Source organism: Mesosutterella porci, from assembly GCF_022134585.1.
In the GTDB taxonomy this organism is placed as follows: domain Bacteria; phylum Pseudomonadota; class Gammaproteobacteria; order Burkholderiales; family Burkholderiaceae_F; genus Mesosutterella; species Mesosutterella porci.
On sequence record NZ_JAKNCT010000018.1, the window covers coordinates 1 to 13,714 of the forward strand.

Annotated in this window: 14 protein-coding genes and 1 rRNA gene; 7 read left to right on the plus strand and 8 right to left on the minus strand. The window is 58.8% G+C overall.

What is annotated here, in order from left to right; genetic code table 11:
- Positions 1 to 102 (plus strand): 5S ribosomal RNA (gene rrf, locus MAF45_RS10960); the annotation flags it as partial.
- A gap of 218 nt (positions 103 to 320) precedes the next feature.
- On the opposite strand, the gene MAF45_RS10965 is transcribed toward rrf, so the two are convergent.
- Positions 321 to 1,478: a DUF8612 domain-containing protein gene (locus MAF45_RS10965; protein ID WP_237980651.1), complete on the minus strand. Its 1,158-nt coding sequence runs from the start codon at positions 1,476 to 1,478 to the stop codon at positions 321 to 323.
- A gap of 130 nt (positions 1,479 to 1,608) precedes the next feature.
- Here MAF45_RS10965 and MAF45_RS10970 point away from each other — a divergent pair, with 130 nt between their 5' ends.
- The gene (locus tag MAF45_RS10970; RefSeq protein ID WP_237980653.1) at positions 1,609 to 2,868 is read left to right on the plus strand and encodes an MFS transporter; all 1,260 of its coding nucleotides are present in this window, start codon (positions 1,609 to 1,611) and stop codon (positions 2,866 to 2,868) included.
- 18 nt (positions 2,869 to 2,886) lie between these two features.
- Here MAF45_RS10970 and MAF45_RS10975 read toward each other — a convergent pair whose 3' ends face one another.
- The 3 genes from MAF45_RS10975 to MAF45_RS10985 all read right to left on the minus strand — a co-directional run bounded on the left by MAF45_RS10975 (position 2,887) and on the right by MAF45_RS10985 (position 5,337).
- Positions 2,887 to 3,480: an Rrf2 family transcriptional regulator gene (locus tag MAF45_RS10975; RefSeq protein ID WP_237980655.1), complete on the minus strand. Its 594-nt coding sequence runs from the start codon at positions 3,478 to 3,480 to the stop codon at positions 2,887 to 2,889.
- 116 nt (positions 3,481 to 3,596) lie between these two features.
- Entirely contained in the window at positions 3,597 to 4,307 is a 711-nt protein-coding gene (locus MAF45_RS10980) for an orotate phosphoribosyltransferase (RefSeq protein ID WP_237980657.1), read from the minus strand.
- 19 nt (positions 4,308 to 4,326) lie between these two features.
- On the minus strand, positions 4,327 to 5,337 hold the full coding sequence (locus tag MAF45_RS10985; protein ID WP_237980660.1) for an amidohydrolase family protein: 1,011 nt from the start codon (positions 5,335 to 5,337) through the stop codon (positions 4,327 to 4,329).
- A 403-nt stretch (positions 5,338 to 5,740) separates the two neighbouring features.
- On the opposite strand from MAF45_RS10985, the gene MAF45_RS10990 reads away from it, so the two are divergent.
- From MAF45_RS10990 to MAF45_RS11000, 3 genes are all read left to right on the plus strand, one after another.
- A complete protein-coding gene (locus tag MAF45_RS10990; RefSeq protein ID WP_237980662.1) occupies positions 5,741 to 6,904 on the plus strand; it encodes an iron-containing alcohol dehydrogenase in 1,164 nt (387 codons plus the stop codon).
- A 17-nt stretch (positions 6,905 to 6,921) separates the two neighbouring features.
- Positions 6,922 to 8,040 (plus strand): amidohydrolase family protein, encoded by a 1,119-nt coding sequence (locus MAF45_RS10995; protein WP_237980664.1) that lies wholly within the window; start codon positions 6,922 to 6,924, stop codon positions 8,038 to 8,040.
- A 90-nt stretch (positions 8,041 to 8,130) separates the two neighbouring features.
- The gene (locus tag MAF45_RS11000) at positions 8,131 to 8,973 is read left to right on the plus strand and encodes a formate/nitrite transporter family protein (protein ID WP_237980666.1); all 843 of its coding nucleotides are present in this window, start codon (positions 8,131 to 8,133) and stop codon (positions 8,971 to 8,973) included.
- Positions 8,974 to 9,054: 81 nt separating this feature from the next.
- On the opposite strand, the gene MAF45_RS11500 is transcribed toward MAF45_RS11000, so the two are convergent.
- The 4 genes from MAF45_RS11500 to map all read right to left on the minus strand — a co-directional run bounded on the left by MAF45_RS11500 (position 9,055) and on the right by map (position 11,401).
- Positions 9,055 to 9,249: an IS3 family transposase gene (locus tag MAF45_RS11500; protein WP_370659321.1), complete on the minus strand. Its 195-nt coding sequence runs from the start codon at positions 9,247 to 9,249 to the stop codon at positions 9,055 to 9,057.
- Between the two features lie 9 nt (positions 9,250 to 9,258).
- Complete coding sequence (locus MAF45_RS11005; protein WP_326520686.1) at positions 9,259 to 9,990, minus strand: IS3 family transposase; 732 nt, start codon at positions 9,988 to 9,990, stop codon at positions 9,259 to 9,261.
- Positions 9,956 to 10,474: a hypothetical protein gene (locus tag MAF45_RS11010; RefSeq protein ID WP_237980668.1), complete on the minus strand. Its 519-nt coding sequence runs from the start codon at positions 10,472 to 10,474 to the stop codon at positions 9,956 to 9,958. Before MAF45_RS11010 ends, MAF45_RS11005 begins: the two co-directional genes overlap by 35 nt.
- Before the next feature lie 81 nt (positions 10,475 to 10,555).
- Positions 10,556 to 11,401 carry a type I methionyl aminopeptidase gene (gene map, locus MAF45_RS11015; RefSeq protein ID WP_237980670.1) on the minus strand — a complete coding sequence of 282 codons (846 nt, stop codon included), beginning with the start codon at positions 11,399 to 11,401 and terminating at the stop codon, positions 10,556 to 10,558.
- Between the two features lie 312 nt (positions 11,402 to 11,713).
- Between map and rpsB the strand changes: the two genes are divergently transcribed.
- Positions 11,714 to 12,481: a 30S ribosomal protein S2 gene (gene rpsB, locus MAF45_RS11020; protein WP_237980672.1), complete on the plus strand. Its 768-nt coding sequence runs from the start codon at positions 11,714 to 11,716 to the stop codon at positions 12,479 to 12,481.
- Positions 12,482 to 12,584: 103 nt separating this feature from the next.
- Positions 12,585 to 13,475, plus strand: coding sequence for a translation elongation factor Ts (gene tsf, locus MAF45_RS11025; protein ID WP_237980674.1), 891 nt, complete (start codon positions 12,585 to 12,587; stop codon positions 13,473 to 13,475).
- Positions 13,476 to 13,714: the final 239 nt, after the last annotated feature.

Below are 13,714 nucleotides of genomic sequence, written 5' to 3' on the forward strand. Positions count from 1 at the left end.
GCAGGGCGGCCCCACTCCTTCCCATTCCGAACAGGACAGTGAAACGCCTTTGCGCCGATGATAGTCAGTTGTATTTCTGGTGAAAGTAGGTCACCGTCAGGCTTCTCCATCAAGCCCCTCCGGACATCCGTCCGGAGGGGCTTTTCCTTTTCCCGCTCGGAAAAGCGGGCCTTTTCGATCGAAGCCTCGAACCGCCCTGCGTGCGCCTCAAGGCACGTCGCATGAGATTGGTGGACGCTCCTAGGAGCCTGTTTTACCCTGGGCAGCGAGGCGGCAGAGCTCAGGAAACGGAGGTGTTCCTTTTTTGAGAGACGGCTTTGTCAGTCCGCCCGGAACAAGATTGAACTCACGCCGCACTTTGTACAGATTCTCTGCAGCTCTGGCTCACTCACGAGCATGAGGCCTGCGGAGCGGTTTTCACCTAATTTTTCAAGAACGCCGAAATGCTTCATCTTGAGTCTGAGCTGCTCTTCCGTGCTGGCGGCAGATATTGGGTGAAGGATTCCCTGCCGGCTGTAGATCAGGTCTATGCCGACGTTGTTTGAGTCTCTGTAGTAGCTGATGCGCTCCGGGTCTCCCCAAATCCCACCGGACAGTCCGCAGGCCGCCTCATTGATCATAAGTCCGGGCAGGAACGGGCTCCTGCTGAGAACACCCGGCTCAGCGGCATCGAGGAGATAGGCCGCAAGTCCTGGGTCTGCGAAAAGTGCTTTTGAGCGCTTGACCGGGCGGCGTTGCTCTGTTTTGAGCGGTCGCAGCTCATGGATGACGCATGCATCGCTCAGCGCCTGAAGCCAGGAAGCGACCGTCATGGAGGTTTTGCCGCAGCCTCGGGCGATCTCACTCATGTTTATCTCTCGCCCCGAGGCGGCAGCGGTTGATTTCATGAAGCGGTAGAACGATTCCGGATCATTGACCCTCAAAAGGCTTTCGGCCGTTTCCTCCATGAAGGCCGCGGTCCAGTCAGACCAAAAGTCTGACTCATGGCCTGGCGGCGTACCGTTTAGCGAGGGAAGAGCGCCGCAGGCCAGCCCTGCGATCTCTATCTCTGCTTCCTGCGGCTTGCTTCCGGCAATAAGTTCCTCAAACGCCTCATGTTTCTCCGGGACAGGCGTTAGTTCTATTTTCATAAAGGGCGAGCGGCTTCCGCTCCTGAGCTTTTGAAGCTCTTTGTGTCCGGGGTTGCCTACCAGAACGAGCTTCCGGCTTTCAGCTCCGGCTGCCTCAAGTTCGATCAGGCGGGGGGCTTTTTCACAGTCGTCAATTATGAGCGGGCTCCCGTAGACCGAGTGGAACGCTTCAGGAGCGTTCTGCGCCAGGTTTCTCGTTTTGACCGAACGGCAGGAAACGTATCTGAAATCCGGGAACAGGCGTTTCACGAGTCTTGTTTTCCCCGTGCCCCGGATCCCTCGCACCAGAATGATGAACGACTGTGCGTGCTCTGCGAGCCTCTTCGCCTCCTCAAGCTCTCTGTCCATTCGGTCCGTCATCCTGCTGTCCTTTGCTCCGCGCTCCCGGCCGGCCTGCAGCCGTCCTTCCGATTCGCTCTATTGTGGCGGCAGAGCCTTTCTTTTTCAAGGGATTCCCTTTTGGTGGTACAGTGGTTCCATGACTGAAAATACAAATCCTGAAGAGCGCTTTCCGATGAATTGGAAGGTGCTTCTTGGCATTCTGACAATCACCGCGATGATGATGTCGGCGAGCTATACGATGCTCGTGCCGTTCCTCCCACTGTACTTGACGCAGGAGCTCGGCGTTTCTGACCATGTCAATCTGTGGTCAGGGGCTATTTTTTCAGTTACCTTCGTTTTCAGCGCCATCATGGCCCCGATCTGGGGCGCTATGTCCGACCGAGGCAGCCGCAAGATGATGGCGATCCGCTCGGCGGTGCTGCTGGCCCTGACTTACACGCTGGGCGGCCTTGTTCAGACGCCGTTTCAGCTTTTCCTGGTGCGCGTTCTGCAAGGCTTTGCCGCCGGACTCTGGCCCGCATTGCTGTCGCTCATGTCATCGAACTGCCCTCAGCGTAAGATCGGCTTTGCCATGGGCATCATGCAGGGGGCGCTTACGGCTGGACATGTCATCGGGCCGCTGGCGGGCGGCGTCCTTGCCCAGTATCTAGGCATGAGATTTTCCTTTTTCACGGGCGGTGCGGCGCTTTTTACCATCACTCTCGTCATTCTTTTTGCCGTTCGGGAGAAGCCCCGCGACAGGAAGGCTGCCGCCGCGTCAATCCCGCTTTCAGGCCCCAGGCGCTCTTCGCTTTTCAAGATTCCGGTCATCTCCGCGCTTCTTGTGGCGGCGGCGCTCACCCAGACTTCAATCACCGTGTCGATGCCGATTTTTACCTATTACGTGGGCGAGCTGCTGGGGACGACAGATCATCTCGTGGCCATTTCGGGTTACGTGTTTGCAGTGCTGGGCATCGCAGGCGTAATCGCCTCGCCGATCTGGGGCTGGGTCGGACAGTCGATCGGATTCAAGCCCGTTCTTCTTGTCTCGATGCTCGGGGCCGGCATATTTGCCATAGTCTCAGCGCTTCCCGGCGTTCTCGAGCCCTTTGTGTTGCTGCGTTTTATCGGCGGTCTGGCCTTCGCGGGGATTTTTCCGGCGATTAACGCCATGCTGACCCGCTACTCCCCGGTTACAGATCGCGGCCGCGTGTTCGGGGTTTCGTTTTCCGTTCAGCAGGCGGGCTCCATCGTCGGGCCGCTGCTGGGCGGAGCCGTTGCCTCTTTCATGACGCTGCAGTCCGTCATGATCTTTTCAGGGATTGTGCAGCTAGCTGCCTTCACCCATATCTGGCTTGTTCGTTCTCGGTTTTCGAAACCTGAGGCCGAGCAGACCCTGGGGGTGCCGCGCAACTGACTCCCCCGCCTTTCAGGCTCAGGATTTCCCGGTCTTGGAAGGTTCGGCTTTTTCAGTTCTGAAGCGGATATTCTCAGGAAGGATGACAGGCTGGGCGCGGCACCTTTTCGCCTTTGCCGGCGCGCCGCAGGGCGTGAAGCGCATTTCCTTGAGCATCGTGCGCCTGTGCTGCAGCATTTCCAGAGTCGGATGGATGGCGAGGACTGCGTTTTCAGTGTCCGGATCGAGCGCATCAGCCAGCGTATACCGGTTAAGCTCCTCATAGAACTTGCGCATGGTTCTCCAGAGCACGCCGGCGAGGCTGCAGTGGCCGGTGAGCACGCAGTCCACCTTGTGGCAGTCGATCACCGAGCTGCCTTCGAGCTCCTGAAGGATGTCGCCTATCCGGTACTCGGCCGGGTCCCGAGCGAGGCGGATGCCGCCGCCCCTGCCGCGTAGCGTCACAATGTAGCCGAGCTGTCCCATGTTGTGCACGATCTTCACCAGATGATTCCGGCTGATCGCAAACTGTGAGGAAAGCTCCTCAACTGTGACCGGCGGATTGCGGTCCCTGTCAACGCTCAGGTAGAGCAGAACCCGCAGGCTGTAGTCTGTGAATCTTGTGAGCTGCATGAAGTTCTTCCTAAAGGATTATTTCTGATACAGCTTTCATTTTAGCTATAGAAGAAGGCGAAGTCCCGGGAAATGGGGGCTTCGCCCATAGCGTTTTCAGGCGGTGCGCTGAATGCTCAGTTCTCGGCTCCAGTGACTGCCGCGCCCCGGCGCATAACCCAGGTCCAGGGCGTGGTGAGCCAGTCCGTGAGATCCTTGAGCTGGTCGGAGTTTATCATCTTCATTTCCTCGGCCTTTGCGAGGATGAAGGAGAAGGGAAGCATGGAGTAGGTGACGACGTTGGCTTTCTCGAACAGTCTTGCGGTTTCCGGCATGTCGAAGTTCGTGATGGCCAGGCAGTCGGTGACCGTTGCTCCTTCGGCTCGCAGAGCTTCGATCGCGTCGAGGCAGGACAAGCCGGTGGAAATGTGATCCTCGATCAGCAGGATTTTCTTGCCTTTGACCGAGCCGCCCTCAAACCTCGAGCGGTCGCCGTAGGTCTTGGCCGAGCGGCGCACGTAGATGGCGGGCTTGTTCATTCGATAGGCGAGGGCTGCCGCGTGGCAGACTCCCGCGGACTCGACTCCCGCGATGCAGTCGAAGTCCAGCTTGAGCTCCTCCACGAAGGAGGCCATGGTCTCGATGACGTCATGCCACTCCTCGGGATGCGAGATCAGCTGCCGGTTGTCGACGTAAATCGGGGTGACCAGGCCTGACTTCAGGCGGATCGGTTCTTCGTCCAGGAAGTTGATCGCCCCGATGCTCAGGAGGTTTTCAGCGGTGATGTCCCGCGCAAGCGGCGAAGAGGCCATCAGGCGGCGGTTGCTTTTGTTTTCATTTCTCTGCATTTCAGGTGTTCCTCCGGCTTCAGGCGGCTGCTTTCTTGTCATAGGGGATGAGGCCCAGAACCTTGCGGCCGTTGACCGTTGCGATTCTGACCAGGTTGTCGAAGTCATCGAACCGGCAGCCTGTGGCAAGCAGCTGCAGTTCGTGCCACATGTCTCCTGAACACCACGGCACCATGGCGTCGCAGACATTGTCGGTGCCGAGGGCGACCGTGACGCCTGCGGGGATCAGCTCGTCAACCGGAGTCATGGAGTTGTGCGACAGGCCGATCGTGTTGCTGCGCCGGGTGTCGATCCAGGCTGTCGGGCAGGTCACCATCATGACCTTCGCTTCCTTCATGAGCTTGTAGAGGCGGCTGCGGTATTTCTGTGAATGAGCGGCGATCGAGATGCCGTGAATGCCGACGACGCGTCCCTGCATGCCGTGCTCGATCGTTTTGGAGCAGAGCATCTCGGATTCGTACTCATCGGAGGTGTTGAACTGGTCGACGTGCGCGTGCACCATCTTCCCGTATTTCTTGGCCGTTTCCATGATGATGTCGAAGGCCTCTTCGCCGCGCCCGTAATCCCTCTCGTCGCGCTTCGGGAGCGCCCCGATGATGTCGACGACCTGTGCGCCGCGGTCAAACCAGGCGCGGGCCTCCGGGTCGATCACACCCTTGAGAGTCTGGTTGGCGAACTTCACCGTAATCTGATCCTGATAGTGCTCTCGCGCGCGCAGGCCCGCCTTGATCGCCCGGTCTTCAGACTGCGGGTCGATGTCCACGAAGGTTCCCATTGCGGTCACGCCCTGGCTGATCATCAGCTCGAAGAACTGGCAGAACCTCCGATAGTAATCTTCCTCGGTAGAGTTGCGCTTGAGCTGGTCGAGGACGTCCCATTTCTGCTGCAGCGAGTAAGTTCTGCGGATTTCAAGCACCTTTTCAGACAGCGTGAAGGCTCTGTCCGCGTGGGCGTGCGTGTTGACCCAGCCGCCGGCCTTCATGATGGCCGGTTCAATGAGGTCGCGTACCGTCAAGGGTTTGTCAGTCATGCTTTTTAGCCTCGAGCAAATATATTGTGTGGGGATTCGGATTGCTGCGGCCACAGGGTCGGCGGCTCCGGTATTGAGATAAAAGCGGGCGGCGGGAGGAGTGCGGCCCGCAGGAATGCAAAAAAAATCTTCCCGCAAAGGGAAGATTCTTCAGGAAACAGTTCTGCAGGCTTCGATGAGTACGAAGCCAGTTCAACGAATTCCGGACAACAGGCACAAAAAGATCCCTGCCGGAAAAAAGGACTGTCATCGGCATGGCAGGAAAGATAGACTTTAAGAAAGACAAAGTCAAGCGAAGCCGGGGTAAAAAGCTCGGTTCGCTTTTCCATTAAGGAGCCCGCGGCGAGGCTGCGCCCGATCCCGGACGCCAGGCGCCGGTTGGCTGATCGCAAGGAGCCTAAAGATGCAAAACTTTAATTTTTGTTCCCCCACGCAGCTTGTCTTTGGCAAGGGCTGTGAATGCGAGATCGGGAACAGACTGGCCGAGCGCTTCCCTGGCGGCCGCGTGATGATGGTCTACGGCGGGGGATCCATCCGCCGCAGCGGACTCTATGACCGCGTCATGGCCTCGCTGCGCCAGGCGGGGCTGCAGGTGAGGGAAAAGGGCGGAGTGCATCCCAACCCTGACATCGGCTTTGTCCGCGACCTGATTGCGGAGTGCAGAAACTGGCAGCCTGATGTGCTTCTTGCCGTGGGCGGAGGTTCCGTGATCGACACCGCTAAGGCCGCCGCTATGGGGGTGCCCTACGAGGGTGACGTCTGGGACTTTTTCTGCGGAAAAGCCGTCTGCACGAAGGCTCTGCCGATCGCTGTCGTTCTAACCATACCTGCGGCCGGCTCCGAGCTGTCCATGCGCGTTGTCATCACCAATGAAGGCAGGAAATGGGGGACGGCCAGCCAGGCGATCCGCTCTTACCTCTCCGTGATTGACCCTGAGCTCTTCTTCACGCTGCCGGCCTGGCAGGCTGCAGCCGGCGTTGTCGACATGATGAGCCACATCATGGAGCGCTACCTCACCAATACGACAGGGACGGGCTTTGTGGACGCGCAGGCCGAGGCCGCCATGAAAACGATCATGAAGTACGGCCGCTTCGTGCACAAGTTCCCCCAGGATTATGACGCCTGGAGCCAGATCGGCCTGGCGGGAACCTTCGCTCACAACGGATTTTTCGGGCTGGGGCAGGAAGAGGACTGGGCCTGCCACGGCATCGAGCATGAGCTCTCGGCCTGGAAGCCGGAGATCACTCACGGAGCCGGGCTTGCCGTGGTGACGCCTGGATATCTGTCTTATGTAGCGCGCCGCAATCCCGCCCGCATCCTGCAGTGGGCGCGCAACGTGATGGAGGTAGACCCCGAGCTGGACGAAAGCAAGGCCGTGGCCGGCGCTGTCGCCAGCCTTCGCGATTTCTACAAGAGCCTTGGCATGCCTCTGACGCTTCGCGAGCTGGGGGCGGGCGACGCGCCGATCGAGCAGCTGGCCGAGCGCGCCGTTGCCAAGGGGCCGCTGGGGCACTACGTTCCGCTCAAGGCCGCAGATGTCGCAGCAATTCTTAGAAGCGTATTGTAAGGAAACATATACATAAAATGTCTAGTTTTCTAATCAAAAACGCTCTTTTATATGACCCTGTAAAGGTTGGCATCAGAGATATTATTGTCTCAGAAGGAAGAATTGCCGCAATTGCTCCTGATCTCGATCTCTCCTGGCCCGGCCTCGAAACGTTCGACGCCGGCGGGGCGAGTCTTGTCCCTGGTTTCATTGACGAGCATGTCCACGTGACGGGCGGGGGCGGCGAGGGCGGGCAGCAGACGCGGGCCCCCGAGCTGCGGGTCGAAGAGGCGGTGAGCTGCGGCGACACGACCGTGGTGGGCGTTCTCGGCGCCGATACCGTTTCGCGCTCGGTCGTTTCGCTGCCAGCAAAGGTGCGCGCCCTGCAGAACGAGGGCATCTCGGCCTGGATGTGGACTTCCAACTATGCCTATCCGCCCACTTCGCTTACGGGATCCGTGAAGCTGGACCTTTACTCAATTCCGGAGTGCCTGGGCGTCAAGATCGCCATGGCCGAATGCCGCGCCTCCTTCATTTCACTCGAGGAGATGATGAGGCTTGCGGCTGAGGCCTGGGAGGGCGGACGGCTTGCCGGCAAGCGCGGGATCCTGCACGTGCACGTTGGCACTCTGGGGGGAGCTTTCGGGATGTTCGAGCAGGCCGTGAAGCGCGGACTGCCCATCGAGCATTTTCTGCCCACCCACTGCGCGAGGGATTTCGACGCGGCAGTGGCCTTCGCAAAGGCGGGCGGAAGGGTGGACTTTACGACGGACCGCCCGACGGAAGCTGCACAGGCTGTGCTCCGGGCCCTGGACAGGGGAGTGAAGGGTGACCGGATCTCTCTTTCGACGGACGGCCACGGGGCGCTGCCCGTGTATGACGAAAGGGGGGCCCTCAAGGCGCTTGACACTCTCGACATCGGCAACAACCTCAGGGCGTTCAAGCTGCTCGCGCGGGAACTCGGGCTGGAGCGGGCGCTGCCCTTCATCACCTCGAATGTCTCCGATACGCTCATGATCCCCAAGGGCCGCGTGCGCATCGGCTGGGATGCAGATTTCTGCATCCTAGACGATTCGTATGAGCCGGTGAGCGTGGTGGCGCGCGGCCGCTTCGTCAAAAAAGACGGTGTAGTCACTGTGAAGGGGCTATACTCCTGAGGCCCTAGTCTTGAAGGACAGGGTTCTACCAACCCTGTCCCTTTGCATTTAGGATTTGATCCGGGCTCATATATTTTTGGGAGGGTTCTGATGGAGAAGGCGAATTCACCAACCGGAGGCGCTGCGCCTTCCCCTGAGGCTCTCGCTCCGGCGGCCATAGAGGCAAAGGCTGAGGCGGTGGGCGTCTCGAAGGCCGCCATGAGGCTTTCCCAACTCGCGCCCCTTGCGGTCGCGGCAGGTTTTTTCATTGGGTTGGGGGGGCTTTATTTCACGCTGTTCATGGCTGATGACACGCTGTCCTTTGCCGTTCAGCGCTTTGCGGGCGCCGTTGTCTTCAGCCTGGGCCTTGCCCTGGTCATCATTTGCGGAGCAGAGCTCTTCACGGGCAACTCCCTCATGGTGGCGGCGCGGCTCTCAGGCCGGATCGGCACGGCACCGATGCTTGCCAACTGGGCCTGGGTCTGGGTTTTCAATTTCATCGGGGCGCTCGCTCTGGTCGCCCTCGTCTACCTCTCGCAGACCTACGCTCTCGGGAAAATGGGTGCGGCCATGCTGAAAATCGCCTCGGGAAAAGTCTCGATGCCCTGGGCGGTTCTCTTTTTCAAGGGCATTTTGTGCAATGTTCTTGTCTGCCTTGCGGTATGGATCGGCTTTGCGAGCCGTACGGTCATTGACCGTCTGTTCGCCGTGGTGCTTCCGATATCGGCTTTTGTCGCCCTGGGGTTTGAACACTGCGTGGCCAATATGTATTTCCTGCCGCTGGGCCTGCTGCTGCTCGCAAGCGGTTTCCCGGTTCCCCCGGGCGTTGATGCTTCCGCCCTGACGTTCACGGGCGTCGCTTACAACCTGTCGGCGGTCACGCTGGGCAATATCGTGGGCGGGGTGCTGGTCGGAATGGTGTACTGGGCTGCTTATGGAAGAAAGAGGGCTTGAAAAGAGAGCAGGCCCGGCGCTTTTGCCGCCGCTGTAGAAAAAAGCCGGGACCTTGAACTGTCCCTACTTTGTGAGACAGAATTAATTGAGCGTCGGAGTGGTTTTACCTGTTACCGCTTCCCTGAATTGCCTGGGGGAGCGGTAACTTAATTTCGCTTGAATGCGTTTCTCATTGTAATAGGCGCAATAGGCTTCAATTTCCCGCCGGGCCTGGTTAAAAGTCAACAGATTTTTGTCAAAGCGCTTGTCCGGGTGGTACAGCCACTCCGTCTTCAGCGTTCCGTTTCAGCCCTCCATGACGGCGTTGTCCCAACAGTTCCCTTTGCGTGAATAGCTCTGCTTAAAGCCGTAATCCCGAGCTTGTTTCCTGAACATCGGGCTGGTGTACAGCACTCCTTGGTCGCTGTGCAGCACAGCCGGTCCGCTGGCCACCGCCTTAAGCGAGTGGAGCGCCTGCATCGCAAGCGCCATATTTTGGCAGGGGCTCATTTCACAGACGACGATTTCGCGAGTGCAAAGATCCATAACGAGCGAAAGATAGAGCCAGCCAGTTTTAGTTGGAATATAGGTTACATCCGTCACAAATACCTTGCCCGGCTCCTGTTGAGTAAATTTGCGATTCAGCGTGTTCTCGAGAACAGTCCCGTCGGCCAGCCGCCCCTTTGTGAGGCTGACTCTGTATGTGCTCTTCCTTCGAATCACGGCCTGGCATCCAAGTTCCTTCATGGCGCGTGCGACTTGGTTGTGTCCGGGTTTTCGTTTATGGCCATCCATGCGAAGGGCTGCCGTCATCCTTCTGACGCCATATCGTCCTTCGTGGCGTTTTTGGAGCACTTTGATGCGATCGCCAAGAGCCTTAGCCGCGAGCACTCTTTTACCAGGATTTCCAATACGGCGGTAAAAGGTGCTCCGGCTGGCACCTGCAATTTCGCAAGCTCGGGCAACGGGTACCCCGCTGCGATGTGCGCTCTTAATTGCCGAATCAAGGATGGCACATTGTTTTTTTTGAGCCCAGATGCTCGTCTATGGACTTCAGCAGGCAGTCCAGGACAATCCGCTGTTCCTCAATGGTCCTCCGGGCTGTCTTAAGCTCTTTGGCCACATTTTCTTTGCCGCGGGATGCAGTTGTTTTATCAGGCATGTTCTTGATCTCCGGGGCTTGGCAACGGACCCCTCTTTTGAGGATGGGAGCGCCGAACTTTTCAACGTTTTGCACATACCGACGTACATCGCTGGCGCTCATCCCCAAAGCACAGCCCGCCGCATTGTACGATTGACAAACAGGGTACACCCTGACAGCCTGCCACGCCATGGCTTCAGTTCTTTTCCGCCAGCTGTTATCCAGGCTCCATGAAACATCACCACGATCAAATGCCGCTTGCCAGTTTTCTACGCTAATGCGGGCCAATCCCAGCTGTTTTGAGATCGTAAAGGATCGAGCTCCCTGCCTCAGTAACGTCAATACTTTTTGACGAATTTCAATCGAGATCTTTTTGGACATGAAAATCCCCAGAAAGTGTCTCACCTTCTGGGGACAGTTCACCTCCTCAGAGGCTCCGGCTTTTTCCATCAGCAGGGGCGCTCACCACTGCTGCAAGGCCCATTCCGGCGGCTTGGGGCAGCCCGAGGAGTGCGTGAGGACCTCGTAGCCGGTTTCTGTCACGTAGAGCGTGTGCTCCCATTGGGCCGACAGCGACCGGTCTGTCGTCACCACGGTCCAGCCGTCTCCCAGATTGGAAATCCGGTGGCGGCCCGCGTTCACCATCGGCTCGATCGTGAACATCATGCCGGGTTCGAGGACGATGCCCGAGGGCGGATAATCGGCGGGCGGAATCGGATAGTGCGACACCCAGGGCTCGCCGTGGAAGACGCCTTTGCCGATGCCGTGTCCGCCGTACTCGCGCACCATGGAGCAGCCGGCGTCAACCGCGACCTTGTTGCAGGCCAGTGCAATGTCGAGGAAAGTATTGCCTGGCTTGACCGCTTCGATCCCCCGCCACATGCTCTCGTAAGTGACCCTGCACAGGCGCGAGCCGGCGATGGTGGGTTTGCCCACGATGAACATGCGGGAGGTGTCGCCGTAGAAGTCATTCCATATGCTCGTGACGTCGATGTTGACGATGTCGCCGTTTTTCAGCTTCTTTACCGAAGGGATTCCGTGGCAGACCACGTTGTTCACGGAGATGCAGCTCGAGGCGGGGAAGGGGACGCCGCGGTCATTCTTGACGCCGAGGTCAGCCGGGCGGCATTTCTGCACGTCGACCGTGTAGTCATGGATCAGGCGGTCGAGCTCGATGGTGGCCACGCCTGGCTTCACGAAGGGCGTGATGTAGTCGAGCAGTTCCGAGGCGAGCCGGCAGGCCGTCCTCTGCCCCTCGATTTCCTCCGGCGTGCAGATGTGGATTTCAGGTAATTTCTTTTCGCTCATGATTTTAGCTTGCAGGGAAAGCCGCCCGGGCCGCGCAGCCGGCGCTGCCGCGTGGAGCTTTTCAAACTGGATTATTTGCGGCACATGGTACACGAAGTGGCGCGGGGCTGGCGGCTCGCGCGCGGTTGAGGCCTCGCCGCATTTGTAATATAATGCCGCGTCCGTCGTTTTATCGACAGACGAAACTTAAATCCTGTTCTTTCCGAAGAACGTTTTCTATTTTTAAATAGCCACTTCGCTTGACCGAGGTGCGGACGGCGGCGCCGGACGCATAAAGCGGAGTGTCAGACGATAACCTTGGAGAAAAAAATCATGGTTAGCATGCGCGAAATGCTCGAAGCCGGTTGCCACTTTGGTCACCAGACCCGCTTCTGGAACCCCAAGATGGCCCAGTACATCTTCGGTTCCCGCAACCACATTCACATCATCAACCTCGAGAAGACCGTTGCCAAGCTGGCCGAGGCTGAGAAGTTCGCCCACGATCTCGCTGCGAAGGGCGGCAAGATCCTGTTCGTCGACACGAAGCGCGGCGGCCGCGAGATCATCGCCGCCGAGGCGCAGCGCGCCGGCATGAACTACGTGGACCGCCGCTGGCTCGGCGGCACCCTCACGAACTTCAATACCGTGAAGAACACCATCAAGCATCTCAAGGAGATGGAAGACAACGTCGCCAACGGCGGCCTTGAGAAGATGACCAAGAAGGAAGCGCTTGACTACACTCGCGAGATCGAGTCCCTCAATCGCTCCATCGGCGGCATCAAGAACATGTTCGCCCGGCCTGATGCCCTGTTCGTCATCGATGTCGGTTATCACAAGATCGCCATCCAGGAAGCCAAGAAGCTCGGCATCCCGGTGATCGGCGTCGTGGATACGAACAGCTCCCCCGACAATGTCGATTACGTGATCCCGGGCAACGATGACGCCGGCAAGGCCGTCGCCATCTACGCCTCCCAGATCGCTGATGCCATCATTGCCGGCACCGCCGAGCACAAGGAAGGTGCCGATAAGGCCGATGCGAACGAAGAGTTCGTTGAGGTCGCCGAAGAGCCGGCTGCCGCTGAAGAAGCCCCCAAGGCCTGAGCTTAGAGCGCTTTCAGCCGCATGAACGAAAAGGGGCGCCCGTTGTAAAGAGCGTCCCTTTTTATGTTTTTCATCCAATCTGATTATTAGTCAGGAGAAATAAATGGCCGTTATTACTGCCGCTCTTGTGAAAGAACTTCGCCAGAAAACGGACGCTCCGATGATGGAGTGCAAGAAGGCTCTTGTGGCTGCCGAAGGCGACTTCGCCAAAGCCGAGGAAATCCTTCGCGTGAAGCTTGGCAATAAGGCCAACAAGGCTTCCGCCCGCGTCGCCGCCGAGGGCGTTGTGGCTGTATATATTTCCGAGGACCGCAAGCTCGGCGCCATGTTCGAAGTGAACTCCGAGACCGACTTCGTTGCGAAGAACCCCGAGTTCCTCGCGATGGCCAACGCCGGTGCCCGGCTCGTGGCCGAGAAGAATCCTGCTGACGTCGCCGCTTTGTCCGCCCTGACGGTGGACGGCAAGACCCTTGAGGAAATCCGCAAGGGCCTGGTCGGCAAGATCGGCGAGAACATGTCTTTCCGCCGCTTCGTGCGCATGGAGGCTCAGGGCCGTCTCGACTCCTACGTCCATGCCGGCTCCAAGATCGGCGCCATGGTGGACATCGTCGGGGGTGACGACGAGCTCGCGCATGACGTGGCCATGCACGTGGCCGCCTCCCGCCCGAAGGCTCTTGACGAGTCCGGCGTGGACCAGGCCTCCATCGAGTCCGAGCGCCGCGTCGCTATCGAGAAGGCCCGCGAGTCCGGCAAGCCCGAAAATCTGATCGAGCGCATCGCCGAGGGTTCCGTGAAGAAGTTCCTGAAGGAAGTGACGTTGCTCAATCAGCCGTTCGTGAAGAACGACAAGGTGACTGTCGGCCAGCTTCTGAAGAGCAAGGGCGCGAAGTGCGTCGCCTTCAACCTCTTCGTGGTCGGCGAGGGCATCGAGAAGCGCAGCGACGACTTCGCCGCTGAAGTGGCCGCCCAGGTGGCCGCTTCCAAGAAGGCCTGACGAGTCTTCGGCTGAGAGGTCCTGAGCCCCTCCCGCCGCCAACGCCAGCGGGAGCCTCGGGCAGATGAGCCCGCAGGGAAAAATTCTCTGCGGGCTTTTCTCTGCCTTTTCGAGTGAAGTGGTATTGGTTTTTTGGACACAAAGGAGCCCAAAACCATGTCCATCCCGCTCTCCATTAGAGAACAAGCCTGCGAGGGGCTTTTACACGGTCGCCCCAAGAAAACTCTGGCCAGAGAGCT